Below are 25823 nucleotides of genomic sequence, written 5' to 3'. Positions count from 1 at the left end.
ATGACGCTCGACCTGTTCGACGACCTCCCCCGCGAAACACGTGAAGCGCGCGAGCCGCTCGGCCCCGGCGCCTTCGTGCTGCCCGGCTTCGCCCTGCCCTTCGTCGATGAACTGCTGCCCGCCATCGATGCGCTGCAGCAGCGCGCGCCGTTCCGCCACCTGGTCACGCCGGGCGGCTTCACCATGTCGGTGGCGCTCACCAACTGCGGCGCGCTGGGCTGGACCAGCGACCGCCGCGGCTACCGCTACAGCCCCACCGACCCCGACACCGGACAGCCCTGGCCGGCCATGTCCGATGCGTTCTTGCGCCTTGCCCGCGAGGCCGCGTCGGCCGCCGGCTTCGACGGCTTCGTGCCCGACGCCTGCCTCGTCAACCGCTACGCGCCCGGCGCGCGCCTTTCGCTGCACCAGGACAAGGACGAGCGCGACTACGGCGCGCCCATCGTCTCGGTGTCGCTCGGCATGCCCGCCATCTTTTTGTTCGGCGGGCTCGCACGCGGCGACAAGGCGGTGCGCGTTCCGCTGCGCCACGGCGACGTGGTGGTGTGGGGCGGCGAAGACCGGCTGCGCTACCACGGCGTGTTGCCGCTGAAGGAAGAACCGCACCCGCTGCTGGGCGCGCAGCGCATCAACCTCACATTCCGCAAGGCGGGCTGACAGGCAAGCAGATGCAGACGCAGACGCAGAAGACCAGGGGCGACGATCCGCGCAACGCGATGCTCGAGCTGTATGCCGCGCTGTGGCACTTCGCGGCGGGTGCGCGCGGGCAGTTGCTCGGGGCCACGGCGTTGCTGGCCACGTCGCAGCTGATCCGCCTCACGCTGCCCTACCTTGCCGGGCAGGCCATCAACGCGCTGCAGCGCAGCGACCTGGCCGCGGCCGGCCGCTGGATCGGCACGCTGGCCGCGGTGTACGTGGGCGCGTGGGTGCTGCACGGGCCGGGCCGCATTCTCGAGCGCAACGTGGGCATGAAGGTGCGCGAGACGCTGGCCGACGAACTCTACGCGCGCATTGCCGCCGCGCCGCTGGCCTGGCACGACGGCCACCACTCGGGCGAGCTGCAGCACCGCGTGCACTAGGCCAGCCGGGCACTTGCGGACTTTGCGCAGAACCAGTTCATCTGGCTCACCAATGCGGTCAACTTCGTCGGGCCGCTGGTGGCGCTGGCGCTGCTGTCGCGCACCAGCGGTGCGACAGCGCTGGCGGGCTACGTGCTGATCGGCCTTGTCATCGTGCGCATCGACCGCGCGCTGATGAAGCTGGCGCGCGCCGAGAACGACGCGGACCGGCGCTACGTGGCCGCGCTGCTCGACTTTCTGGGCAATGCATCGACGGTGATCGGCCTGCGGCTGCAGGGTGCCTCGCGACTGTTGCTGCGGCGGCGCATGGCGGCGATTTCGCTGCCGCTGAAGCGCACCGTGGTGCTGAACGAAGGCAAGTGGTTCGCGGTCGACCTGATGGGCCTGGCGCTGACCTGGGGGCTGGTGGTCATCTACGTGTGGCAGGCTCGCACGCCGGGCCAGGCCGTGATGCTGGGCGCAGTGTTCATGATCTACCAGTACGCGCAGCAGGCGGCCGGCGTGGTGACCTCGGTGGCCGCCAACTTCCAGTTCTTCGCGCGCATGCACACCGACTACAGCAGCGCGCAACCGATCTGGCAGGCGCCGGCGGACGAGCCCTTGTCCACCGCGCCCGAGCAGGTGCCGGCGCACGAACGCATCGATGCCGATGCCGCGTGGACGCGGCTCGATGTTCGAGCGCTGCAATGGAACTACGCGGCGCGCGGCGCACAAGCAACCGACACAACCAGCGCAACGGACGGATCGACCGAAGCCGCACCCGCGCGCAATGGCCTGCACGACGTGACACTGGCCCTGCGCCGCGGCGAGCGCGTCGCACTGGTAGGCCCCAGTGGCGGCGGCAAGAGCACGCTGCTGCGCGTGCTCGCCGGCCTCTATGCGCCGCAAGGCGGCACGCTGTCGCTCGATGGCGAACCGGTCGAATGGCCCCGGCTGCGCCAGCTGGCCACGCTGATCCCGCAGGAGACGGAGCTCTTCGAGGCCAGCGTGCGCGAGAACCTCGCCTTCGGCCAGCCGGCCAGCGACGACGCGCTGCTCGCGGCCCTGCACACCAGCACCTTCGACGAGGTGTTGAAGGCCACGCACGGCAACCTCGACACGGCGGTGTCGGAGCGCGGCTTCAACCTGTCGGGCGGACAACGCCAGCGCCTGTGCCTTGCACGCGGCGTGCTCGCGGCACGGGGCAGTTCGCTGCTGCTGCTCGACGAGCCGACCAGCGCGCTCGACGCCGCCACCGAGGCACGCGTGCTGGAGCGCATTGCCGATGCGTTTCCCGATGCCTGCGTCATCGCGTCGATCCATCGCCTGAGCCTGCTGGAGCGCTTCGACACGGTGATCGTGATGGAAGCCGGCCACGTGCTCGACGCGGGCCCGCGCGATGCGGTGCTGGCGCGCCAGCCATTGCTGCAGCGCATGGTGGCGCCGGCACAGGGCGCAGCCACCTGAACAAGTTGCGCGGCCACCTGAACGATTTGAAGCCTTCCGTCGAACCTCGCCTACAGACAGGCGGCGCCAAAGAGGCCAAGGTGGGCAGCATGACACAGCCCATCGAACTCACCATTGAAGAGCCGCTGCCGGGCGCCTTCGTCTGGCGGCTGCTCGAGACCGACGCGCAAGGCGCGAGTCCCAGAATCTTGCGCAGCGCCTACGACGCGTCCGAGAACTACGAGACCGCGTTGTCCGCCGGACAGCGCGCACTGCAAAGCGAAATTCGCCAGCGCACATCCGTGAAGTCCGTGAAGGCCAACGCCTGACGCCGCGGCCTGACACTGCGCTGACTTCCCCTGCCGGTGTGCCACGCGGCGCACCGGTTTTTGCGCGCCCACCCGGCACCGCACGACTTACCATGCGGGCCGGAACACACATGCACCGATCCATGACACACACGGCAACGCGCACACGCGAATTCACCGCCCTTCGCCCCCTTCACCCGCTCCGTCTTTCCGCGCGCTGGGCCCTTCCGGGCCTCGGCGCGCTCATGCTGCTCGTGGCCGGCTGCACAGGCACCAGCGACGCGCAGCGGCGCGCCACCGCCGCCGAAACGCCGCCCACCGATTGCACCGCGTGGGTGGGCACCGACCGCAACGCGATGATGGGCGGCTACCGGCTGCCGCAAGGTGCGCGGGGCATGGGCAACACGGTGTGCGTGCCGGTGCTGATGACCGCCAATCGCAAGCCCGCCGACTACACCGGCGGCGACTATCACGTCAGCGAATTCACCGACGACAAGCTCAAGGCCCGCTGGCGCGCCTGCAAGGAAGAGCCGGCCTGCTTCGCGCGCATCAATGCGCAGATGCAGCGCTGGCTGCCGCCCAACAAGGAACGGGCCACGCGCTCGACCGGCGTGGTCGATCCGTCGGGCAAGATCGATCCCGAAGGCCAGGTCGACCTGAAGCAGATCCGGCGCCCGGCGTTCTTCGCGAAAGCGCCTTACAACGAAGGCATCGCCGAGGCCGATGGCCGCACGTACATGGTCGAGTTCACCGTGCCGCGCGACGCCTTCGAACGCATCGACCTGAAGATGACCGACGAGATCAAGCTGCGCGGCTGGTACATCGAAGGCGCCGGCGTGGACGACGGCAAGGGCAAGAAGGTGCGCGCGCTGGCCATCATGGCGCCGGGCGGCGGCGGGCAGCTCACGGCCATCCAGCACCCCGACGAAGCCTCGTACCGCATCGACGAGAAAACCGGCAAGACCATCCCCATCGCCTTTCCCAATGCCACCACCGAGACCATGGGCCAGCGCTGGTGGCGCGAGAACCTGCATGCGCTGAACCAGGCGGGCTTCGACGTGCTGGCCTACGACCGGCGCGGCGAAGGCCTGTCGGGCGGCTTCAGCGACACCAACACGCTGGAGCAAGGCGAAGACGTGTTCCGTGCGCTCTCGGCACTCGAAGGCGGGCGCGGCCTGCGCGTGCTCACGCCTTCGGGACAGCTGCTCGAAGGCGACGCGGCCAAGGGCAAGCTGCTGGCGGGCATGAAGGCGCAAGACATTCCGTTGGTGCTCGGCGGCTACTCGCGCGGCTCGATGTCGACCGCCTGGGCCATGACGAAGAACTTCGTGGCCGAATGCAGTTTCGACATGCCCGAGCCCAGTTGCACGCCGCCCAAGGGCCTGAAGAACATTCGCGGCGCCATCTTGCTGTCGTCATTCGCGAGCGGCGCCGGCTACGTGGGCGACTCGCCCGACCTGGCCGACCGCAACCTCTTCCTGGGTGGCATGGCGGCCGACCATCACATCGTGTTCTATCCGAACTCGTCGACGCTGGCCGGCATGGACCGGTGGCCTTCGGCCTTCTTCGGCAAGGGCCTGTGGGACCGGGCCGAATCGCTCGAAGGCACCGTGGCCGCCTACAACCGCATCCGCGGCGTGAAAGAGATCGTGCTGGCGCGCGGCCCGCACTCCATAGAGACCTGGCCCGTGTCAGACCGCGGCTACCTGCGCGAGCGCATGGTCGCGTACGCAAAGACGGTCATCGTCGGTGGGCGCAGCCTGTCGGGCGCCAGGCCGTGGAAAGATTTCAAGTCGCTGGTGGCCACCACGCCCGATTCGTGGGAGCCGTCGTCGCGGCCGAAGGCTGCTGATGCAGCAGCAGCCACGCCCTGATGAGCGTGGCCGGGTGCTGAGCGCCGGTCAGTACTTCCTGGGGTTGTCCGGCCGGCGGTCGTAGCGGTCGGGCACGCCATCGCCATCGCTGTCGCGGTTTCTTTCGTAGCGGTCGGGGATGCCGTTGTGATCGCGGTCGCGGTCATGGCGGTGACGGTCGTGGCCGCAGCCGACCAGCAGGATGGTGGCGGCAAACAGGATGGCAAGGGTTTTCAAAAGCAATACTCCCGATGTTCTGGTGTCGTTGGGGTACGCCAGTTTCGGTTTGGCGCCTAAAGGATCGCTTAGCGCATCCTGAAGAGATTCTGAAATCCGGCACGCACGCGCGCGCGCTCGCTCGCACATCGCGTGTGGTGTCGGCATGGTGTCGGCGTGGGACGACACGGCTGTGCGCCCTGTGTCCTCAAGCCGAAGTCACGCGGTCCCTTACGGTAAAGCCTTCATTTCGCTTTTCCGGAGAGACCCATCGATACCCAGACCCCAGCCCGCCCTCCGCACCGCTGGCAGTTCATTCGCGCAGGCGGTGCCGACCAGGTGATCTTCCGCACGGGCGAAGACATCGCCCGCCTCGGCGAACTCGACCAGAAGCTCTGGGTCGCGCTGGCCTGCCCCACGCGCGGCATCGACTTCGATGCGCGCACGCTCGACCTGATCGACACCGACGGCGACGGCCGCGTGCGGCCACCCGAAGTGGTCGCAGCCTGCGAGTGGGTCTGCGCCCGGCTGCGCAACCCCGACGTGCTGCTGCAGGGCAGCGACGTGCTCACGCTGGACGACCTCGACACCGGCAACCCCGCCGGTGCGCGGCTGCGGGAAGAAGCGCGCCGGCTACTGCAGATCCAGGGCAGGCCCGATGCCGCCACCCTCACCCTCGCGGACATTGCCGACCGCGGCGAGTTGCTCGCCGCCATGCGCTTCAACGGCGACGGCGTGATCACGCCCGACACCGCGCACGGCGACGATGCCGCGCGCGCCACGCTCGCCGAGATCATGCGCACCCACGGCAGCGTGCCCGACCGCCACAAGGACGCGCCCGGCGTCGACCGCCCGCGCGTGGAAGCCTTCTTTGCCGAAGTGCAAACGGCACGCGACTGGCACGCGCAGGCCGACGTGAACGACACCGCGCTGATGCCGCTCGGCGAGCCCACGTTGGCCGCCGCCGATGCGGCCAACAAGGTGCAAGCCAAGCTCGACGATTACTTCGCGCGCTGTCGCGTCGCCGCCTTCGACGCGCAGGCCGTGACGGCGCTCAACCCATCGGCCGAGGCCTACGACGCGCTCGGTGCGGCAAGGCTCGACCTGGGCGCCGAGCCCATCGCCGACCTGCCGCTGGCCCCCGTCACGCCGCGCTGCGTGCTGCCGCTGCACGGCACCCGCGTCAACCCCGCGTGGTCCGAAGCCATCGCGACATTTGCGCTGCACACGGTGGCACCGCTGCTGGGTGCGCGCGAAGAACTCTCGCAAGCCGACTGGCTGGCCATCAAGGAAAAGCTGGCCCCGCTGCAGGCCCTGATGGCCAAGCGCCCCGACAACGCTGCGGCCGCGCTGCCGCTCGACACGCTCGATGCCTTCCTGCAGACCCGCGAGACGCTGCTTTCATTGCTGCGCGACGACGAGGCCGCCGAAGAGCACAACGCGCTGCTGATCGATCTGGAAAAGCTCATCCGCCTGCAGCGCGACCTTGTGGTGCTGCTCAACAACTTCGTGTCGTTCAAGGCCTTCTACCGCCGCGAGGGCGCCATCTTCCAGGCCGGCACGCTGTACCTGGACGGCCGCAGTTGCGAGCTCACGGTGCAGGTGCAGGACACGGCCCGGCATGCCGTGCTGGCCGGGCTTGCGAAGACCTGCCTTGCGTACTGCGACTGCACGCGCCAGGGCGCGAAGATGAGCATCGTCGCGGCTTTCACCGCCGGCGACATCGACTTCCTGTTCGTCGGCCGCAACGGCGTGTTCTACGACCGCCAGGGCCGCGACTGGGACGCGACCATCACCAAGCTCATCGAGAACCCGACCAGCGTGGCACAGGCCTTCTTCGCGCCCTACAAGAAGTTCGTGCGCGTGATCGAGGAGCAGGTCGCCAAGCGCGCCGCGGCCAGCGAGGCGGCCGGGCAAGGCAGCCTGACCGGCCTGGCGACGCGGCTCACGACCGCCGACCAGGCTGCTGGGACAACTGGAGGTGCGGGTGGTGCAGGTGCTGGCGCGGCAAAGATACCGACCGCCACGCCACGCCCCGCCGGCCGCGTGGATGTCGGCACCGTGGCCGCCATCGGCGTGGCACTGGGCAGCATCAGCGCCGTGCTGGTCGCCGTGTTCGGCAAGTTCATCGACCTGGGCCAATGGATACCGGTGGCCCTGCTCGGCATCGTGCTCGCCATCTCCGGGCCGAGCATGCTGATCGCGTGGCTCAAGCTGCGGCAGCGCAGCCTGGGCCCGATCCTCGATGCGAGCGGCTGGGCCATCAACGGGCGCATGAAGGTCAACGTGCGGCTGGGCGGCATGCTGTCGCAGATGGCGCATGTGCCACCCGGTGCGCGGCGCATCGCGCGCGACCCTTACCGCGACCGCCACGGCAAGACCGGTGTCGCGGCAGTGGCTGTGCTGGCCCTTGCGATGGTGGTGCTGGCCTGGCGCATGGACTGGCTCGACCACCGGTTGCCGGCGGCGCTGCAGCATTCACCAGCGGCTGCGGCTTCTTCTTCAGTGCCTCTGCCGCGCAACGGCTGACGTGGCCTTGCAGTTTGGCCGTCAGTGCACCAGTGGCTGCGCCTTGGCGCGCTCGAGTTCGGCCTTCGCTTCATCGAGCTTGGCCTGGCGGCGTTCGATCTTCTTCGTATCGCCATTGCGCTGCGCCGCGTCGAGGTCGCGCTGGCGCTGCGCCACTTTCTTTTCTTCAGCCTGCACGCGCTTCGCGTGAGCGGCCGAAAGCTTTTCTTCGCTGCAGTTGCGCTTGTTCTCCGCCAGCGCGCGTTCCAGTCCGCGCACGCGTTGCGCCTGGCCCTTTTCGCGGGCGATGGCGAGATCGTTGCTGATCTCCTGGCGCTTCACCTCGCAGGGGCCGGCCGCGGGCTGGGCGAACACCGACGCCGAGCCTGTTGCCAGGGCGAAGATCAAAGAGAGGTAGGCTGTCTTCATGTCGGCTGTTTCCTTGTTTGTTGTTGCGGTGTGTGTTGAACGGTGTGCTGTTGAATTCTCGTTGCGATGCGCGCTACGCGGCAAGCCGGTCGGCCGGGTCCGTGGTTTCCGCGCCGACACGCCCGAGGTCCGGGCGCCGCAGGCTTCCCCACGCACCGATCAACGCGATCGCAAGGCCCGACAGCACCACGGCCATGGCGGCACCCAGCACGTCGAACAGCAACGTGCCCAGCCCCGCGCCCGCCATCATTCCCGCGGCGGTCAGGGCCAGGCGCAAGCGGATGACGCTCACGAGGTCGGTGCCTTCGAGGCGCGTCTGCAGGAACGTCATCATCGGAATGAAGAACATCGGCCCGCCCAGGCCCGACGCGAATGCGGCCACCATCATGGCCGGCAACCAGGCGACTTGCGGCAACCACCAGAACGGAAGCGGCACCAGCGCAAGCGCTCCGCCCAGCAGCACATAGCCATTGAACATGAAGCGGCCCAGCCGCGACGGCCGGCGGCTGGCCACCCAGAAGTTCGACAAAAAATCGCCCGCGCCATAGGCCGCGACAAGGGCTGCCACCGCACCAAGCCCCGTCAGGCCGAAGCCCGACAGCCCCGTCTGCGCCACGAGAAATGGCAGGCCGAGGCTGACGCCGACAGTCCACGCGGCCAGCACGGCGGTGTTGACCACCAGCAGAAGGCGCACATCCGAATGCGCCGACATGAGCGTGAAGCCACGCATCAGCCGCGTGGACACCGAAGTCGGCTCGGCCGCCTCGGCGGGTGATGGCGGCCGATGGCCTATTCGTCCCATCCGCCCCATCGCGGCGATGGCCCATGCCGACACGAGAAAGCTCACCGCATTCACCGTCAGGAAATGAAGCACCGGCAGCACGGGGACCAGCAGCCCCGCAGCGAAGGGACCCGTCAGCCGCGCCAGCCGCGTGGTGGCGTCGAAGAGCGCGTTCACGCCCCGGATGCGGTCCCGCGTCTGCGCAACCTGCGGAATGCTCGACAGCAGTGCCGGCTGGAACAGCGCGCTCAGCGCGGCCAGGCCCATGGCGCACACCACGAGGCTCCAGAGAGTGAGTCCGTACGTGACGGCAAGCAGCACGGGAAAGATGGCGACGACCGCCGACACGAGGTCGGTGCCGATCATCGTGGCGCGTGGCGAGAACCTGTCGGCGAACAGGCCCGCGCCCAGGCTCACGGCCAGCACCACGGCGCTTTGCGCCATCGGCAACAGGCTTGCGCTCGGGCCTGCGAGGCCGATGGCGAGCCACAGCACCGCGATACGGTTCAGCTCGCTGCCGAGGCCCGAGAAAGCTAGGCCGGCCCAGAGGCAGGCGGTCTTGCGTTCGCGCAGCAGGTCGATGAAAGGGTGCGCCATCACGAAGCCTTCATGGTCGCCCCCACGTCTCCGCAGAAAACGAAGGTTCGCAGAAGTCATCCATCGCGCGAGTGGTCGTGTGCAGGTGCATCGCAGGCGTGACCCGAAGTGGCTCTTGCTACCGGATGTTAGCGATGCGCGCGCAAGCTCCGCGCCGATTGCCAAGCCCCGTGCCCCGCAGTAACGTGCCGCGGAGCATCACGCTCCCAGTCACCCCAACCCACCCCAACCCAACGGAAAGACACCATGAGCACTTTCACGACGAAGGACGGTACAGAGATCTACTACAAGGACTGGGGCGACAAGAGCGGGCGCCCCGTCACCTTCTCGCATGGCTGGCCGCTCACGGCCGATGCATGGGACGCGCAGATGGTGTTCCTGGGCGAGCGCGGTTTCCGCGTGATCGCGCACGACCGCCGCGGCCACGGCCGCTCCAGCCAGCCATGGCACGGCAACGACATGGACACCTATGCCGACGACCTGGCCGCGCTGATGGCCTCGCTGCATTTGGAAAACGTGGTCATGGTCGGCCACTCGACCGGCGGTGGCGAGGTGGCGCGCTACATCGGCCGCCACGGCACCAAGCGTGTGAGCAAGGCCGTGCTGCTGGGTGCCGTGCCGCCGCTGATGCTCAAGACCGAAGCCAACCCCGGCGGCCTGCCGATCGACGTGTTCGACGGCATTCGTGCCGGCGTTGCGGCCGACCGCTCGCAGTTCTTCAAGGACCTGACCACGCCTTTCTACGGCGCCAACCGCGAAGGCGCGAAGGTCTCGCAGGGCCTGCGCGATTCGTTCTGGCTGCAGGGCATGGCGGGCGGCCACAAGGGACTGTTCGATTGCATCAGGCAGTTTTCGGAAACGGACTTCAGCGAAGACCTGAAGAAGTTCGACGTGCCCACGCTGATCGTGCATGGCGACGACGACCAGATCGTGCCGATCGGCGCCTCGGCCATGCTGTCAGCCAAGCTGGTGAAAGGCGCGACGCTGAAGGTGTACCCCGGTGCGCCGCACGGGCTGGGCAGCACGCATGCGGACCAGTTCAACGCCGACCTGCTGGCGTTCATCGAAAGCAGCGAGCAGTAGCGGTAGCGCCGCCTCACGGGCGGCTGCCACTGCCGCGCTACAGCTAACAGCGCTACGGCGTTACGCCGACGGCTCGAACCCCGGCGCCTGCGACACCTCGGAGGGCTTGAAGATCTTGTGTTGCGCCGCGGGGCTGGTGGCCTCGGAGACCACCAGGAGGCGCCACAGCGGCTCGCGCACCGAGCACGCGTTTTCTTCGCTCGTGAGCTTGAAGGTGGGCACCCCGGTGGCGGTGCCCTTCACCACGACCCTGAGCAGCGTCGCGCCCTTCGCGTTCGACACCTCGATGTCGTAGCCCAGCTTCTGGCCGCTCACGTCCTCGGCCTTGTAGCCGTAGCCCTTGAAGTGACGCATGACGTAGTCCGTCGCGGCGGCCTGCGCTTCTTCGGGCGAAGCATCCGCGACAACGACCACGGGCTCGGCCGCCTCCGGCTCGTCTGCCTTCGCAACGCTGGTACGGGCCCTGGCGGCCTTGATTTCTTCTTCCGACGGCTCCCAGCCGCGCGGTCCGCGAACCAGCACCGCGAGCAGTTGATCGGGTTCCCAGCTGGCGACGTGCCATTCGGCATCGTCGCGCACCCGCGTCGACACCTTCGCGCTCTTGTTGCTTTCCAGCTCGGCGATGGCCACGCGGTTGGTCTGCAGCACGGTGCGGAAACCCTGGCCCGCGTCGAAGGTGCGCTTGAGCAGTGCCAGGCGGTCCTTGGCGCGCTGCACCTGGTTGGGGGCGCGCGTGCCGCCACCGGCGCGGTGCTGCACGTCCATCGACTCCAGGTAGAACCAGCGACCGCCGCTGCCGACGTTCACGTGCTCGGCCCAGATGGTGGCGATGACGTTGTCGCCCGTGGCCAGCCAGGCATGGTCGAAAGGCTTGTCCCGCGCATCGAACACCCCCATCTTGGCGACGATTTCGACCGGCGTGAGCCGTGGTCCTGACAGTCGCATCTCATCGATCACAGCGAGTACGTGGGGGTCGACTTCCTTGTCCATTCAGCGGGTTCTCTGGCGAGTTTGAGGGGGTGGGGAGTATGCCGCATCGGTGGCACGCCCCAGGGCGGCGGGGTTTTCAGGGAGCCCCGAAAGCCGCAACGCCTAGAGCGCAGACCTCGCCCCCCCGAAGCTGGCGCCTCCCGGCGCTGATGCCTGCGAACACCTGCTGCCCAGAGCCCTTCGCACAGTGGTCCAGGGCTTGGCGCAGCGCGGTGTCCACGCCTCGCAGCGACAGGCCATAGCGCGTTGCGACCTCATCGCGCGTCATCTCGTCGACGCGCAAGGAAATGAGCACGGCACGGTGGCGCCGCGGCATGCGCTCGATCGCGCGATCGACCGCATGCAATTCCGAGCGGGCTTGCGCAATCGTCTCCGGGCCGGGCGAATGGTCTTCGAGCTGCTCGAGCAGGGCCTCGGCGTCGCCGCTGTACTGCCACGGCCGATCGGTGCGCAGGTAGTCGATGGCCACGTTGCATGCCACGCGATAGATGTAGCGCTCGGGGCTGTGCACCGGCTCGCCAACGTCCATCTCGCCCAGGCGCAGCCAGGTGTCATGCAGGCAATCGCTGGCCAGGTGCGCGCAGCCGATGCGGTGCAACAGGCGTTGGCGCAAACGCTCGTAGTTCGCGACAAGAAAATCCTGCAACGCAAAGCCATGCGGCGCCTGGCCGGGCGAAGCAGGCGAACCAGGCGAACCCAGCGCGAGGGAAACCATGCCGTTGTCCTACCGGGCCTGTTGCAGGCGACGGCGCTCTTCGTCCGTCAGGCGGGCCAGTTGCTTGGGATCGAAGCTGTCTCCAAGGCCCACGAGCTGCATCGGAGACGACGGATCGTACGGATGCTTCCTGCCTGCCTGCCGGCCCGACTCCGGTGGCGGAGAAGCTTCGGCGCCGTTCCTCGGGGCCGTGTCGTCGCCGAAGCCCAGCACCCGCACCGTGAACACGGATGGCAGGCTTTGCCGGGCCGCGGCGCGTTCGCGCTGCAGCACGTCCTGCGCGGCGGAGGCGGCCTGCGATGCGGCAGCGCTCGCGTTGGTGAGCGCTCCCACGTTCACCGCCCCGACCACCGGAATGCCCACCGACTGCCCCTTGACTTGGATGTTCTCGGCGTTCACCACGCGCAGTGCCGCCAGGTTCACGTTGCCGGACACGCGGATGCCGGCCTCCCCCGCGTCGATGGTGCCCAGCGGCGCGATCAGGTCGACGTCGCCCGGCGGAATCTCCGGGATCGGGTTCAGCGTGGCAATGCCGGCGCCGGTGTTCGGCGTGTTGGGCGACAGCGCCACATTGCCCACGTTGTCGTAGACGCGCCGCTGCGGCGTATAGACGATGGTGGTCTTGGCGCCGCGGCCCGCGTTGATGTCGCCCTGCGCCGACCACGCCAGCACGTTGCCGCCGAAGGTGGTGAAGATGCGGCTCTGCCCCAACAGCAGGCTGCCGCGCGTGTAGACGTTGATGTCGCCCTCGCCCTGCGTGAGCAGGCCCGAGCCCTCGCCCGGCGTGAAGCCGCCGTCCACGCCCACGACCGCGCGCCCGCCCGGCACCAGCAGGCTGATGTCGCCGCCGAAGTCGGTGTGCATGCCGGCATCGAGCACCCTGTAGAACGGCAGGCCGGAACCCGCGCTGCCCATGGCCAGCCATTCGTCGTAGCGCAGGTAGTTCTTGCCCGGCAAGGCCCGCTTGGTCGGCTCCGCGCTGGCCTGCTCGTAGTACAACGCGCTGCTGAACATGGTCAGGTCGCCGGTGTAGCCGCGGGGGTTGCCTTGCGCATCGTGCGACGGCAGCAGCGTGGCGATGGCTTCGCGCCCGCGCAAGTAGCTGCCGCTGCGGCGGCTCTTCGGGTCGTTGTACTCGCGACCGCCGGCCTTCAGCTCGGCGTAGTACACGTTGCGCAGGAAGGCGCGTTGCTGCGGTGGCGGCAAGGCGTCGAAGAAGGCCCGCGCATCCATCGTCTTCGCATCGAAGTGCAGGCCCAGGCCGTTGGCGCCGCCGAAGCGTTCGGTGAGCCAGTTGACCAGGTGCAGGCCGCTTTCCAGGCGGTACTCGCGCTCCAGCGTGCGGATGGCCGCGCCGCTGCCGCTGCCGGCGTTGCCGGTTCCATTTCCCTGGCGCGCACTGTCGAGCTCGGCCTGCTTGCTCGCCAGGTACGCGGGGGCGCCCGCCTCGTCGCCGCTGTAGCCGAACTCGCGCGCCAGCCATTGCGACAGCGACAGCGCGCCCTCGTAGGTGCGCAGCGCCTTGCCGGGCTGCTCGGCGAAGGACTGCGCAGCGTTCGCCAGGTTCTTCGGATCGAGGTATCGCGCGGCAAAGGCCGCCCAGTCGGCGCCTTCGCGGCCCGCGCCCGCGGTCACCGCAATGCCGGCACCGCTGCGGCGATCGCCCGGCACCACGCCGGGCCCGCGCGCCACCGAGCCGATGCTGCGCAACTCGGCCTTGTCGGCCATGTACACGTCGCGGCCCGCCGTGAGTTCGAGCTGGCCGGGGCCCGCCACGTAGAAGCTGCTGTAGCGGATGTCGCGGCCCGCTTCCACCACCGACACGTCGTCGATGTTGTTGTGCACGATCAGGTTGCCCGTGGCGAGTCCGGTCGCCTGGGAGGGCGCCGGCTTGTACGGCGCGTTGCCATCGGCACGGCTCATGATGCTCGTCCAGCCCAGGGCATCGTTCGGCACGCTCTCGGCACCGCCCAGCGGCGTGCCGGCGTTCACGATGTCGCGTCCGGCGCGGATCGCGACCGGGCCGCTGCCCTCGTACCAGGTGTCCATCGGCCCGAACCCGTTCGAGCGCGTGATGAGGGAACCGGTACGCAGGCCGACGATGTCTCCCTGCACCGCATAGAAGCGCAACGGCGCCTGGCCCGTGACGCTGTAGCCCGAGGCCGTGGGCGACACGAAGCTGAACAGCGGATAGCTCTGGCTGGTGAGGTTGGCCGGCGATTCGCCCGACACCAGCACCGAAGGCGCGATCGCATCGGGGTGGACGTTGGTGATGCGAAGCGGCCCGTACCAGACGGCCTCGCCCATTCCGACGAAGCCCGGGTTGAACGGCGTGGGCAGCATGGCCGGATCGACACCCGAAAGCGTGACGGCGTAGCCGCTCGCATAGATCGAATCGCCGGCCAGCAGTTCGAGTTGCGGCGTGCCCTTGCGCGCAAACTGCGCACCGGCCGGCGCCGGCGCGAGCAGGATGCCGGTGCTCGACTTGTCCGCCAGGCCGGCCTTGTTGAAACTGCCGGTCGCGGCATTGCCGTAGTAGAGGCTGCCGTTGGCCGCCGCCGCGCGCAGCACCGAGGGGTAGATGAAGCGGTCGCCGCTCGCGACATGGTCGCTCATCGCACGGTTGTCGGTCCAGGCCATGCCCGGCGTCAGGTTGCCGCCAGCCGAGAACAGGTCGACCGCGGTCGACGGCGTCCACAGCGAGAACCAGCCGAAGCCTCCGCCCGCGAAATGCGTGCCGTTGGAAGTGAACGGCACGCCGCTGTTGAACTGCGGGACACGCCCGGCATCGGTCACCGTGCCGATCACCAGGTCACCGCGCGTTTCCATGCGCAGGCCACTGTCGCCCAGCACCAGCACCGGTCCGCCGCCGGCAATGCCGGAGCTGGACACGTCGACGCGCAACGCACGCGACTCCGCCGGGTCGGCGCGGTCGTAGCGCAGTTCGATGCCGCCCACCGAACCCGCGTCCACGCGCAGCGCACCGCGCAAGTTGGTGAAGCTGCCGTTCAGGCCCAGCAGCTGTTCGGTGCGGCGAAGGTCGGCCGCGAACTGGCGGTTGCCGTTGGGGGCAAAGCTGCGCGTCTCGGCCACGGGGTTGAGGCCGCCACCGATGCGGATGTCGAGGTCGCCACCGCCGGTAAGCACCAGCTCGCCCGTGGAGGTCACGCGGCCGGTGCTGCCCACGGCCAGGTTCAGGCCCTGGCTGCGCGAGACGTAGACGGCATTCCAGTCGCTGCGCAGGTTCAGCATGCCGGCATCGCGGCCCGCTTCGAAGACGACATTGCCGCCGCCCAGCGTGCCGAAGCCGGTGAAGCCCATCAGGTAGGGCGCGCCGTCGCTGGTATTGGTACTGCTGGCCACATAGGTGCCGTAGTTGATCCACCAGGCGGTGGGTACGTCCTGGGCCGCGGTGCCGCCACCCTGGCGCCACAGCCATTGCCCGACGGACGCGGTGCTCGTCATCGCCCCGCGCATGCCCAGCGGGTCCGCGCGCACCCAACCGTTGCGGGTGCCGATCTGGTCGCCCATGACGTCGCCCTCCGCGCGCAGCAGCAGGTTGCCGCCACGCTCGGGGTACCAGGCCTGGTAGAGGCTCTGGCCGCTGCCATCGACGAAGGGTGCGAGGGTGCCGCCCAGCGAGCCGAGCGTGCTGCCGTCGGGTTGCCGGCTGCGGGGCAGGTTGTACGGGTCGGCCTTGCCCGGCGCGGCCAGCGAGGCCGAGGGCGTGCCGGCGGTGTAGACGCCATAGGGCGAGGTCATCAGGATGTCGGCGCCGGAGAGCAGGTCGAGGTCGCCGGTGCCGGTGCGCAGCACGCTGAAGATCGGCTCGCGCAGCGACTTTTCTTCCAGCCGGGTTTCCGGCGGCTTGGGCGGCGCGGTCTGCACGATCAGCGGGCCGATGCCCCAGGTGTTCAGCTCCAGCCCGCCCCAGCCGACGATCTCCCAGGCCTGCTCGAGCGTCAGCGGCTGTCCGGGGCGAATGTCGAAACCCAGGCCTTGCTCCTCCCAGAGCGCCACGTCGGCGTCGATCGCCCAGACGAACTCGCCGGGCGTGGCGGTGCCGGGAATTTCCACCTTGTTGAAGTTGCTGCCGTAGTGCGTGTCGGCCAGGCGAATGCCGGCCTTGGCATGCGGCTGCGTGAGGCGCGTGTCGGCGGCCGACAGGTCCGCCCCGCCGACCAGGCGCAGGTCCCACGACTGCGAGCCCTGCGCCAGCAGCGGCGCCAGCGCCCAGGTACGACCCTGGTTGCCGTCGGCGTCGCGCTCGCGCAGGTCGACGAGGTCGATGCCGCCGGGCAGGCGCACGCGGGTTTCGCTCGGAATGACCGCGCCCTTGGCCAGCGCGAGCGGCCGCGCGAGCTGCACGCCGTTCACAGGCGCTCCCGGGTATGCCTGGTCGTTGACTTCGCCTTCGGGAAAAGGCAGCGCCACGCCACGCGGCCAGTTCATGGCGGCCACGTTGGCCACGCTGTTCAGGCGGAAGCCCGCGCCCAGGCGGGTGCCGGCCGGCAGGGTCACGTCCGACGGGAGCACCGTGCCCGCGGCATACAGCACGTTGCCGGCCGCGTCCAGCACCGGGCCGCCGAGCACCGCGCCCTTGGCCAGCGCCAGCGGCTGGCTCAGCGTGGCTGTGACGGGCAGCAAGGTGCCGCGCGCCAGGCTCATGGGCTGCATGGGCAAGTCGAAGTTCAGCACGCGGCCCGACTGGAAGAAGGTGCCGGTGTCCAGCGTCACGCGCCCGCCTTGCGGCAGCACCACGTCGCCGCCCTGGGGGATGCGGCCGCTGGGGAGCACCCAGCCCTTGTCGTCGGGCGTGACCGGCAGGCGCGCGCCGTCGAAGCCGTCGCTCAGGCTGCCGAAGACGTCCAGCCTGCCCTTGGCGCGCAACACCAGCGCGCCGGCCTCGCCCGAACCCGCGACGCCGGTGCGCGGCGTGTGGGGGTTGATGCCCTGGTAGCGGTAGCGCGACAGGTCGATGTCGCCGTCCAGGTGCAGGTCGCCATCGGCCGTGCGGCTCGCGATCTCGATGCCCGGGCGCAGGTGGAAGGCATCGCTGTACGCGCGCAGGCCCTGCAGCCGGGTGTTCATCAGGTTGCCGTTGGCCAGCGCGTTGGCCATGAAGGCCGTGCTGTCGGCATGCTTGGCATCCAGGTAGGCCTGCGTGACCGACTGGTAGCTGCGGCCGTCCACGCCGACATCGGTGCCCACCGGCGCATCGTCGTAGCGCCAGAAGGCGTTGAGCATGATCGACCGCGCACCGTCGATGGCGATGCCGCCGGCGGCATCGATGCCAACGTCGTTGCCGGTCGCGCCGCCCAGGCGCGGCGCGTTGAGCGCGACGGTGCCGAACGCGCGGCCCGCGCTCCCCGCGCGCAGGTCCATGCGCACGCCGGGCTCGATGCGCAGGCGTCCGCTGCCCGCGTCGATCTCGATCACCGCGCGGTTCGGTGCGTCGATGGCCTGGCCGTAGCTGTCCACGCGCAGCACGCTGCCGTGCGCGTCGAGCACGGCGTTGCCGGCCAGCGTGACGCCGTTCTTCGCGGCAAGGCGGATGCTGCCCACCTGCTCGCCGCTGGCGTTGATGGTGCCGGCCACGGTGAGCTGGCCGTTGTCCACCGACACGTTGATCTCGCGTGCGCGCAGTTCGTTGCCCACCCGCAGGTCGCCCTGCTTGAGCTGGAAGCTGCGGCCACCGACCACGCCGCCGTCGTTCAGGCGCTGGTTGAGGCCGGTGAAATCGTCGATGTGCTGCGCGCGAATGTCGGCGCGGCCCGCTGCGTAGGGCACATCGGTGCCGCCCGCGTCGTAGTGGCCGCTGCCGGCACCGCGCAGGGCGCCCGCCAGGGACACGGTGCCCGCGGTGTCGCCGAGCGCCATCGCCACGATCTTGCCAGCACGGTTCTCCACCGCCGACACGTCGATGGCCGAGCCCGCCGCCTGCACGACGTTGCCCGCGCGGCTTTCGAGCAGCACGTCGCCGCCCCAGCTGTGCTTGGCACTGTCGAAGAAGTCGATGCGCCGGCCCGCCATGTCGATCTGCGCGCCCGCTCCCAGCAGCAGGTCGCCCTGCGCGGCAAGGCTGAGCTTGCCGCTGGGCAGCAGCACCGAGGTGTCCAGGCGCAGGTTGCCCTTGCGACTGTCGAGCGACAGCTCGGCGCCGAGCGCATCGGCCAGCGCCGCGTTGTCGGGCGCGCCTGCACGGGCGCCGGGGAAGGCCACGGCTTCGATGTCGCCGCCCGCCACCAGCTTGTTGACCGACCCCGCGCGGCCGGTAAGCAGCGGCGTGCGCAGGTGCAGCGTGCCGCCGCTGTAGCTGAAGTCGTTCAGCGTGTCGTCCCACGCACCACGGCTCTGGTAGACCGACAGCGAGCCGCTGCGGTTGGCCGTGATGCGCTCGCTCGCGTTCAGGCTCACGTCGGCAAAGCCGAGCGCCATGCGATCGAAGGTGTGAACGGAGTCGACACGCGCACCGGGGCCGAAGCCGAACTCGATGCGGCGCGCGTCGATGGCCAGGCGCCCGCTGCCGGTGCCCGCGCCGCCGGCCACCACGCTGCCGGCCGGCGTGGCCGCGCCGTTCCACACCAGCGTGTCGGTCTGGATGCGCGCGAGCGCGTCGGCACCGCCATGGCCATAGATGGCGGGCGTGCCCAGCACCAGCCGCTCGACGGACGAGCGGCCGGTGGCGGGGTCGATGGTGGACAGCGTGGCCGTGTCGTAGAAGTTGAGCGAATCGCGCACCGTGAGAACCAGGTTCTCCAGCGCGGGCGCGCCGGCCTCGGTGTCGCCGCGCAGCAGGCGGTCGAGCACGCCCTGGTTGAGCGTGAGGCCCGGTGGCAGCACGCCGCGGGTGGTGGCGTCGGCCAGCGACTGCTCGCTGCCCACGTTCACGCCGCCCACGGCCAGCACCAGGTTGCGCGTGCCGTAGCGCACCGCTTCACCGAGGTTGAAGGTGTTGTCGGTCGCGGCCGTGATGGTGCCTTCGGAGTACAGGCGCGTGACCCCGGCGCACGGCGTGAGCATGCAGGCGCCGATGCGGATCGCGCCCGCGCCCTTGCCGTCGCCTTCGGTCGGCACGGTGGGCGCCAGCATGTCGAGCCAGCCGTTGGACACGGCCACCAGGCTGTTGGGGCCGGGCGCGAAGACGAAGCCGTCCGTCGAGTCGTAGGCGGCCTTGCCGCGGCCCAGCGTGTTGATGCTCGCGCCCTGCTCCACGGTGATGCCGCCGGCGCGCGAAGTGGTCACTAGAAAGACCTCCGCCGCGCGCAACTCGCTGCCGGCGCGCAGCACGATCGAGCCCGACTGCGCCGTGGCATTGACCATGTTCGCCTGCTGCAGGCTGCCCTTGCTGTCGAGGTAGGACGCCGTGAGCTGGCCGCCGATGACCAGGCGCGCGGCACCGATGGCGTTCAGCTCCGGCGCGTTGATCGACACGCCGGTGAAGCCCGGCGTGCGCGACGCGCCGTCGGGCAGGATCTCGAAGGCGCTGCCTCCGCCGACCGACACCGTGCTGCCGCGCCCGTCCTCGGCCGGCGCCGCCAGCACCGTGCCGGCAAAGCGCAGTTGCTGCGGCCGTCCGAGCGAGCCGGTTTGCGTGGGCACCAGCAGGTCCAGGCGCATCGACTTGGCGTCGCGCTCCAGCACCGCGCGCGGCACGCCTTCGCGCAGGGCCTGCGCTTGTGCGAAGGCGCTGTAGCCCATCTCGTTGTATTGCGAGTAAGTGCGCAGCGTGTCGGCCGGCGTCAGGATCACCTGCGTGGGCATCGCATCGCGAAACGCGGTGCCGGCTGTGCCGAGCTGCCCCGAGGCCGCCCACGACCCGTTGCGCATGGCGTTGGCGGTGCCCATGGCACCCACGCTGGGCGCCAGGCCGTTCAGCTCGACGCGGAATGCGCCCGGCATCAGCGCGTAGGTGGAAGGCAGCAAGGTGTAGGTGCCCGCGGGCAGACCGGGCACGCCCGCGCCGATGGTGATCTGGCGGCCCACGGCGGCGTTGCTCGCGCCCTTCTCCCCGTTCACCGGCGCATAGGCGGCGGGCATGCCCGGCACGATGGCGTACACCGGGTTGGTCGCAAGGCCCGGCAGCACGAAGCCGCGGCCGTCGGCGCCGCGCTGCATCAGCGGGTTCATGCGCGCATCGACCGAGCCGCCACGGCCCGGCAGGAAGGCCGTGCCCGTGAGTTCGCCGCCGCCGGAAAGGTCGAGCACCGCGCCCGCATGCACCTCCACCGCGTGGCCCACGAAGTTGATCGACGGGTCCCAGCCCACGCCCTGGTACACCACGTCCTTGCCGTTGAAGACGTAGTTCAGCCCGTCCGACGTGCCGCCATAGGGCATGCGCAGGCCGGCCGCGCTGACCGACGTGACGCTGCCCGGCATCAGCTCGACAAGCCCGGTGTAGCCGCTGCCCGTCGCGCTGCCCAGCGTGATGCTGCCCAGCGGCGCGCGCAGCACGCCGGCCTGCACCACCTTGGCCGCCAGCAGCTTGAGCCGGCCGAACGCGCTTTGCGGCATGTCCGGCAATGCGTCGCCGGTGCGCTCGATGGTGAGGGTGCGGTTCGTATCGAACGCAACCTGCTTCAAGCCGTACTGAGGGTCCAGAAAGCTGTACGAACCGACCACCACCGTGCCGGCATCGTTGCTGGCCGGATAGATCTGCGCCGCCGCGAGCGTGAGATTGCCGGGCACATAGAGCGTGCCGCTGTCGTGGAAGCGGATGTCGCCGCGGCTGGCCAGGCGCATCTCGTCGAAGGCAAAGCGCTCGACAGGCGTCCTCTTTCCGCCAGTGAGGTAGATCAGCCCGCGGGTGCCGACGGACAAGTCGCCGGCGATGTCGATGTGGTCGGCGTCCAACTGCAGGCTGCTGCCTGCCGCCACCTTCGGAATGCCCAGTTCCCCGCCGCCCTGGCCGGAATTGCGCACGCCGGTCACCGGGTTGGGCATGAGCGTGTTGTCGCCCTGGCGGTTGGCCGAACCGCCCAGGCGCACATAAGGAGCGGCCAGCACGATGCGGCTGTCGATGGGCGCGTTCTCGCCCAGGCCCAGGCTGCTGGCGGTCAGGCGCAGGCTCTGGCCCATTCGCAGGGTCACCGGGCCGTCGAAGCTCAGCACGCCGTTGACGCCCAGTGCCAGGTTGTCGAAGCCGCCTGCGTGGATGCGGTCCACGCCAACGCGCGCGCGGCCATAGACCAGCGCGGGGTCGGCCGCGCCGGCCTGCAGCCCGGCGCCCAGCGCGCTGTCGCCCTGCGTTTGCGCCACCACGAGTTCACGCGTCTTGCGCACCGCGTCGGTCACGTTCGGGGCCAGGTAGGTGAATCTGTCGACGGGGCCGTAGTTGGGCGTCTCCAGCGTCAGGGCCAGCGTACCGCCGGCCGCGCCCGCGCCGCCCGAGGCGGCACGCATCTGGCCGTCCAGGAACAGGCCGCGCGAAGAGGTCAGCGAGATCACGCCGCCCTGGCTGGGCGCTTCGACGGGCCCCGCGCCCGGCTGGTACAGCGTGGCCGTGGCGCCCGAAGCGTCGAGCCGCGCACCGGGGCGCACCACCACGAAGGTGTCGGCCTGTGCCCACTTGCGGGTGTCCAGGTCGAAGGGCACGCCGATCTCGATGGTGCCGCCGGCGCTGACCTTGCCGTAGGCGTGGCCGAGCGAATCGGTGGCGGTGAAGGCGCGCCCGGACACGTCGAGCTCGGCGTGCTCGCCGATCCAGATCGATCGGCTGTCGCTGCGGCCGTTGGTGACGTCCACCGGCAAGCCGCCGTCGATGTAGGCCCCGCGCAAGACCGAGATGCGCCCGCCCGCGGCCTGCAGCAGCCCATCGATGGTGGTTTGCGCATTGCCTTCGAGTGCAATGGTGCGGCCCGGATCGACCTGGATGCGCGCACCGGCTCCGATGGTCAGTGCCCCTTCCGCTTCCAGCGTGCCCGCCTTCAGCGACAGGTCGGCGCCGTCGCGCATCGTGAGCGTGCGGCGCACCGCGTTCTCTTGCTGCAGCGGCGGCAGCCAGGTGCGCAGCGCCTGCGAGGTGTCGCCCCCGGTGGCCAGCATGCGGCCCGTTGCCGGGTCGAATCGCAGCACCGGCATGGCGACCTGCAACTGCGTGCCATCGACCACCGATATGCCGTCTGGCGAGCTCACCGCGTAGCGGCTGAAGCCGCGCTGGAACAGGCCGGGGTCCAGCGCCAGAAAAGGCGCCACCGCGACCGTGTCGGGCCACACAGTGCCGGCGGCAATGCGCGTGCCCGCGGGCACCGTGGTCGGAAATTTGGCCGCGGTGCCGGCTTTGTAGACGGTGGTCAGCTCGAAGGTCGGCAGGCCTTTGGGGAACACGTCGGCCGGCAGCACATAGCCCGCGGGAATGTTGGAGATGACGATCAGCGTGCTGCCCGCCGGCACCAGCTGGTTGGCGCCGATGAGCTTGCCCGAAGCCAGTTGCACGGTCGATGTGCTCACCCACGGGGCGGCAGTGACCACGGGATTCTGGTCGCTCAGCCGCGGCTGCGCGTCTTGCCGCACCACCTGTCCCGGCGCCAGCCTGTCGCTGGTGACGGAGAAATCCATCGGGATCAGCGCGCCCGCGCCAATCAGGTAGTCATTCGCCAGGCGCAGCGGCTGCGTGCTGGCCAGCCCGCCCTGCAGCACCTTGTCGGCATCGGTCAGAACACCGCCGATGCGGATGGTGGTGCCGTGCTCCACGCTCAGCTTGCCGCCGCCGCGCACGCCATAGCCGCGCAGCTCGCCGTCCAGCGCCAACGCACCGGTGCCCAGGTTCTGGCTGGCGCCCAGCGTGACGTTGCCGCCCTTGCCGCCGCGCAGCGAACCGTCTTCCATCAGCGCCGCGCCCGAAGACACGTCGACCAGGCTGCCCTTGCCCAGCGCCACGCTGCCGGTGCTGCGCACCGACACGCTGCCGCCGTCCACGTAAGGCAGGCCGGCAATGTCGCTGCGGTCGAGCTTCAGGTTGGTCCAGAGGCCGCGCGCGTCGAGCGTCACGCCGTCGGCCACCAGCGTCCGGTTGACGTAGCCGCCAGGTGGCATCTTCTCGATCGGCAACTCCAGCCAGGGCTGGGCCGAAGTCGTGTGGCGCTCGATCATGTTGCCCAGCAGGATGCTGCCGCCGCGCGCCGTGAGGTCGGCATTGACCTTCACCTCGGTCGCATGCAGCGCGAGCGTGCCGCCGTGCGAGATGCTCACCGCGCCGTCCACCTGGATGCCGCCCGCCGCGTACACGCGCAGTTCGCCCAGCCCCAGGCTGCTGAGCCAGCCGGCGTCGAGCAGCAGGCTCTTCGTGGCTGCTTCGGGCAGCGGCTGCGCGAGTGCCAAGTCGTCAGCCTGATGGCGCGCGTGCGTGCCGATCTCGACCTTCTCGGCCACCGCGTCGGGGCTGTTGCGCAGGTTCTGCAGGGCCTTGTCGTAGTACGGCGTCAGCGCGCCGATGACGAGCTGGCCCTGCTTTGCCACGGCGGTCTGCGCCTGCAGGTAGCCGTCGATGCCGGCGTCGCGTGCGCGTTGCTGGCGCGGGCCCTGGAAGGCGGTGGTCGTGAGTTCGCCTTCGAGCACCGCGGCGCGGGTAGACACCACCAGCCGGCCGGCGTCGCGGCCCACGGTGTAGCCGCTTTCGAGCCGCTGCTGCGGCGCGATCAGCGGGTTGTAGAAGAAGTCGATGGCCGAGTCGCCCCAGCGCTTGTGCGCCGACTCGAAGCCCTTGTACACGCCGTCGTACAGCAGGTCGCCCGGTGCCCTCGATGTTTCGTAGAGGCGGCCGTCGCGGCCCTTCAGGTAGCTCTGGCGGATGTTGCCGGTCTGCACGTCGATCGTGCCGCCCGAGAGGTTGATGTTCGAGCCACCCTGCGTCACCAGCTCGCCGCCGCCGAACTGCACCGTGCCGCCCTGCGCCGCCCATTCGCCGATGCCGTGGCCACTGGTGCCCAGGTAGCCGCCCACTTCGAGCAGGCCGCCGGCCGTGTACCAGCGGTCGCTGTCGTTGCCCTGCGTGCCCTTGGGCACGCGCACCAGCGTGCGCCGGTCGATCCACAGCTTGCTGTTGTTCAGCCGCTTGCTGTCGCGGTTGCCCGGTGCGTCGCGCTGCTCGTTGCCCTGCACGTCGACCTGCACGTTGTTGGCTTCCATGGCCACGTTGACGCCCACCGCCCCCGACACGTCGATGCGCGCGCCGCTGGCCACATGGCTGCGACGCACCGCGTCGACCATCACCTGCCCGCCGGTGGCGAGCGTGAGCGATTCGCCCTGGAAGTCGACATTACCGCCGCTCGCGATGCGCACCAGCGACTGGTCGCGGCGGTTGAACCCGTCGCCGCCGGTCTTGTCGCTGTCCATCAGGAGCGACTCGCGCTGCACGTCGAGTGCGGTGGCGGGGTCGGTGTCGAGCCGGATCGCGGTGACGCTGCCGGGCGCGAGCGTGACCGTGGCCGCGGCCTGCTTCTCGTCGGCCACCAGGTGAATGGTGCCGCGCGTGTGCACGGAGGTGGTAGCTTCCAGCACGCCCTCTTGCCGCACCTGTCGGCCAACCAGCGTGATGTCGCCGGTGGGCGCCTGCACCAGACCGCTGTTGACCACGCGGCCGGCGGCCGAGTCGGCCAGGTAGAGCGGCGTGACCACGTTGCCGCGCGTGCTGGAGGTCTGGTTGGCGTCGGTGCCCATGCCCTTGCGGATCACGAAGGCATCGCCGGCGGCCAGCACGGCCTGGCCCGAAGGCGTTTCGATGCGCCCGCGGTTGACCGCCTCGCGGCCCGCAAGCAGCACGTAGCCACCGCCCTCCGTCACGCTGGTGGGCTTGTGCGTGGCAATGCGCGCCCCCGCCTCGACCGTCACGTCGGCCGTGGCCGCGCCGTGGGTGAAGCCGGTGGCCGTCGTCGCAAGGTCGTTGGCCAGCGTCGGAATGAAGGCCGCGGCCTGCGGGTCGCTGTACAGGCCTTTCTTGAACTGCGCGTCGCTGAGGCCGACGGCGGAGGCCACGAGGTTGCGCGTGTTCACCTGGCTGCTGCCGCTGAACACGATGCCGTTGCGGTTGACCACCAGCACCGTGCCATCGGCCTGGATCTGCCCCTGGATCTGCGAGGGCCGCGCCTTCGGGTCGTTCACACGGTTGAGCACGGCCCAGCTCGGCTGCTGCTCGAACTTCACCGTGGTGTTCTTGCCGACGTTGAAGGTCTCCCAGTTCAGCGTCGCCTGCGCGCCGGTCTGCGCAATGGTGACCTGGGTCTGGCTGCCGCCCTGTGTTTGCACCGGCGCATTGGCGTTGGCCCAGCCGGCGGTGAGGCTCGCGGTGTCGACCTTCAGGCCGCCTTCGGCCAGGCCGTCGGGCACGCCCTGCCCGCTCTCGAGTGCCGCGCGCCGCGCCGCTTCTTGCGCCGCCTGCTGCGCTGCAATGCCGCGCGCGGCCAGGTTCAGGTTGCCGATGGAGCGCTGCAATTGTTCGGCCGCGCGCTGCTGCTGCGCCTGCGGGCTGGTGAGCATCGACGCGGGCATGCCGTTGGGCAGCCGGCCCGTGGCCACGGCCATGTTCTGGATCGCGCCCTTGTCGTTGAACCAGGCCGGACTGAAAGCGCGCTGCTGCGCCTGCGCCGTGCCGACCACGCCGCTGGCCACCAGGGTCAGCGCGACGGCGCGTGCGACCGGCGCCATCCTGAAGAGACCGCCGTGGGTCGTTGTCGCTTGCCCTTGATGGCTGCGTGCGCGTGTGTTCATGTGAGGTCTTGCCGATAGGTTTTGAGCGATGCCATCCGGCTGCCCGGCACATGCCGGCACAGCCACGTCCGTGGGGTGGCGTGCATGGCCCGCGAACCCGTCGCCTGCCATGCCTGTCCCGCCCCCGATGCGCTA

Annotated in this window: 13 protein-coding genes; 7 read left to right on the top strand and 6 right to left on the bottom strand. The window is 69.8% G+C overall.

Annotated elements, in window-relative coordinates:
• The 5 genes from alkB to DBV14_RS02955 all read left to right on the top strand — a co-directional run bounded on the left by alkB (position 1) and on the right by DBV14_RS02955 (position 4686).
• Positions 1 to 657, top strand: coding sequence for a DNA oxidative demethylase AlkB (gene alkB, locus DBV14_RS02970; RefSeq protein ID WP_124457707.1), 657 nt, complete (start codon positions 1 to 3; stop codon positions 655 to 657).
• An 11-nt stretch (positions 658 to 668) separates the two neighbouring features.
• Complete coding sequence (locus DBV14_RS33740) at positions 669 to 1079, top strand: hypothetical protein (protein ID WP_260396790.1); 411 nt, start codon at positions 669 to 671, stop codon at positions 1077 to 1079.
• Between the two features lie 78 nt (positions 1080 to 1157).
• Positions 1158 to 2525: an ABC transporter ATP-binding protein gene (locus tag DBV14_RS02965; protein WP_260396789.1), complete on the top strand. Its 1368-nt coding sequence runs from the start codon at positions 1158 to 1160 to the stop codon at positions 2523 to 2525.
• A gap of 89 nt (positions 2526 to 2614) precedes the next feature.
• On the top strand, positions 2615 to 2833 hold the full coding sequence (locus DBV14_RS02960; RefSeq protein ID WP_124457706.1) for a hypothetical protein: 219 nt from the start codon (positions 2615 to 2617) through the stop codon (positions 2831 to 2833).
• Between the two features lie 224 nt (positions 2834 to 3057).
• Positions 3058 to 4686: a hypothetical protein gene (locus DBV14_RS02955; protein ID WP_185545909.1), complete on the top strand. Its 1629-nt coding sequence runs from the start codon at positions 3058 to 3060 to the stop codon at positions 4684 to 4686.
• Between the two features lie 27 nt (positions 4687 to 4713).
• Here DBV14_RS02955 and DBV14_RS02950 read toward each other — a convergent pair whose 3' ends face one another.
• The gene (locus DBV14_RS02950; RefSeq protein WP_260396788.1) at positions 4714 to 4902 is read right to left on the bottom strand and encodes a hypothetical protein; all 189 of its coding nucleotides are present in this window, start codon (positions 4900 to 4902) and stop codon (positions 4714 to 4716) included.
• Between the two features lie 318 nt (positions 4903 to 5220).
• Here DBV14_RS02950 and DBV14_RS02945 point away from each other — a divergent pair, with 318 nt between their 5' ends.
• Positions 5221 to 7410, top strand: a complete 2190-nt coding sequence (locus DBV14_RS02945) for a hypothetical protein (RefSeq protein WP_311732682.1) — start codon at positions 5221 to 5223, stop codon at positions 7408 to 7410.
• A 21-nt stretch (positions 7411 to 7431) separates the two neighbouring features.
• On the opposite strand, the gene DBV14_RS02940 is transcribed toward DBV14_RS02945, so the two are convergent.
• Both DBV14_RS02940 and DBV14_RS02935 read right to left on the bottom strand, forming a co-directional pair.
• Positions 7432 to 7818 (bottom strand): DUF1090 domain-containing protein, encoded by a 387-nt coding sequence (locus tag DBV14_RS02940; RefSeq protein WP_124457704.1) that lies wholly within the window; start codon positions 7816 to 7818, stop codon positions 7432 to 7434.
• Between the two features lie 73 nt (positions 7819 to 7891).
• Positions 7892 to 9196 carry an MFS transporter gene (locus DBV14_RS02935; RefSeq protein ID WP_185545906.1) on the bottom strand — a complete coding sequence of 435 codons (1305 nt, stop codon included), beginning with the start codon at positions 9194 to 9196 and terminating at the stop codon, positions 7892 to 7894.
• 246 nt (positions 9197 to 9442) lie between these two features.
• Here DBV14_RS02935 and DBV14_RS02930 point away from each other — a divergent pair, with 246 nt between their 5' ends.
• Positions 9443 to 10279 (top strand): alpha/beta fold hydrolase, encoded by an 837-nt coding sequence (locus DBV14_RS02930; RefSeq protein WP_124457702.1) that lies wholly within the window; start codon positions 9443 to 9445, stop codon positions 10277 to 10279.
• A 60-nt stretch (positions 10280 to 10339) separates the two neighbouring features.
• Here the strand turns inward: DBV14_RS02930 and DBV14_RS02925 are convergent, their stop codons facing one another.
• From DBV14_RS02925 to DBV14_RS02915, 3 genes are all read right to left on the bottom strand, one after another.
• On the bottom strand, positions 10340 to 11224 hold the full coding sequence (locus DBV14_RS02925) for a DUF3883 domain-containing protein (protein ID WP_260396787.1): 885 nt from the start codon (positions 11222 to 11224) through the stop codon (positions 10340 to 10342).
• Between the two features lie 121 nt (positions 11225 to 11345).
• Complete coding sequence (locus DBV14_RS02920) at positions 11346 to 11984, bottom strand: RNA polymerase sigma factor (protein WP_124457700.1); 639 nt, start codon at positions 11982 to 11984, stop codon at positions 11346 to 11348.
• 9 nt (positions 11985 to 11993) lie between these two features.
• Positions 11994 to 25688, bottom strand: a complete 13695-nt coding sequence (locus DBV14_RS02915; protein ID WP_185545905.1) for a filamentous haemagglutinin family protein — start codon at positions 25686 to 25688, stop codon at positions 11994 to 11996.
• Positions 25689 to 25823: the final 135 nt, after the last annotated feature.

This window comes from Variovorax sp. KBW07, from assembly GCF_003852515.1.
GTDB lineage: Bacteria > Pseudomonadota > Gammaproteobacteria > Burkholderiales > Burkholderiaceae_C > Variovorax.
This window is presented reverse-complemented; position numbering and strand designations above follow the sequence as displayed.